The sequence below is a fragment of the Bradyrhizobium sp. CCBAU 45389 genome, from assembly GCF_028128625.1.
In the GTDB taxonomy this organism is placed as follows: domain Bacteria; phylum Pseudomonadota; class Alphaproteobacteria; order Rhizobiales; family Xanthobacteraceae; genus Bradyrhizobium; species Bradyrhizobium liaoningense_B.
The window spans coordinates 1-1,378 of the sequence record NZ_LBIY01000037.1 but is presented as its reverse complement, the minus strand read 5'-3'; the positions used below and the strand labels follow the sequence as shown (position 1 = coordinate 1,378).

At 58.8% G+C, this 1,378-nt stretch carries 1 protein-coding gene; it reads left to right on the top strand.

The annotated features are described in order from the left end of the window. Window positions 1-24 precede the first annotated feature (24 nt). Entirely contained in the window at window positions 25-1,338 is a 1,314-nt protein-coding gene (locus XH79_RS06890) for an IS701 family transposase (RefSeq protein WP_271581164.1), read from the top strand. Window positions 1,339-1,378: the final 40 nt, after the last annotated feature.

The following is a 1,378-nucleotide window of genomic DNA, read 5'->3' as shown; positions in this document are numbered from 1 at the left end:
TGGTCGGCTCTTGGAGGGCTGACCATGCCGGGATGGGAAGACGAACTTGAACGCTGGCTGATGCCGTTCTTGGACCAGCTGGGTCATAAGACCAGGCAGCGGATGTGTCCTCTGTATGTTGCGGGATTGATCGGTCCTGGCGATCGCAAGAGCGTTCAGCCGATGGCGGAACGCCTTGCCACGAGCAACTACGACCAGTTGCATCATTTCATTGCGGACGGTGTCTGGGACGCGACGCCGCTGGAGACAGAGCTGCTCAACCAGGCGGACCGACTTGTCGGCGGCAGGGATGCGGTGCTGGTTATTGATGACACCTCACTGCCGAAGAAGGGTGAGCGCTCGGTCGGAGTTGCGGCTCAATACGCGTCGGCTCTCGGTAAAACGGCAAATTGCCAAACGCTGGTGTCTTTAACGCTTGCGCGCGGCGAAGTGCCAGTAATGGTCGCGTTACGTCTCTTTCTGCCTGACAGTTGGACAAGCGACGCGTCTCGTTTGAAGCGCGCTCGCGTGCCAGTCGAACACCGAACGCCACGGTCCAAGCCGGAGATCGCTTTGGCCGAGATTGACCGCGCGATGGCAGCCAACATGCGCTTTGGATGTGTGCTGGCGGATGCAGGATACGGCCTCAGCGCACCGTTTCGACAAGGGCTAACAGAGCGCGGGTTGGCCTGGGCTGTCGGCATCCCTCGGCACCTGAAAGTGTATCCGGTCGATGTGAAGCTCATTTGGCCGATTACCAAAGTCCGCGGAAAACCACGAAAGCACCACGTGCCCGATATCTTATCGATTGCGGCAGAACAAATGCTGGCCTGCGCTAAATGGAAAACCGTGAGTTGGCGTAGCGGGACGAAAGGTCGGCTCAAAGCCCGATTTGCTGCTCTCCGTGTCCGCACCGCCGACGGCCCTCCGCAGCGGATATGGGATAAAGGTCAGCAGCATCTCCCAGGCGACGAGGCCTGGCTCATTGGCGAGCAACGTGCCTCCGGGGAGAAGAAATACTATCTCGCCAATCTTCCGGCGGCGACGGATCTGCGCACGCTGGCCGCCACCATCAAGGCACGGTGGATTTGTGAGCAGGCGCATCAACAGTTGAAGGAGGAGCTTGGACTTGATCACTTCGAAGGGCGATCATGGCAAGGTCTCCATCGCCACGCCTTGATGACAATGATTGCCTACGCCTTCCTGCAACATCGTCGCCTCGCATACGCGGGGCGGAAAAAAAAGAATCAACGGGCCTCCGCCTCAACCAACCATGCCCGCCGTACGTCACGCCATCGTCGATCTCATCCTTCGGCCGCCGCCTCAGCAGTGCCCATATTGCCGAAAGCAAATCCTTGAAAAACACTGGCGTAAACACGTTCTGCCAAAGTAGTGCTAG

What these genes read in the sequence shown, in the direction of transcription:
- XH79_RS06890 (WP_271581164.1), top strand. Translation starts at nt 25, where the DNA reads ATGCCGGGATGGGAAGACGAACTTGAACGCTGGCTGATGCCGTTCTTG.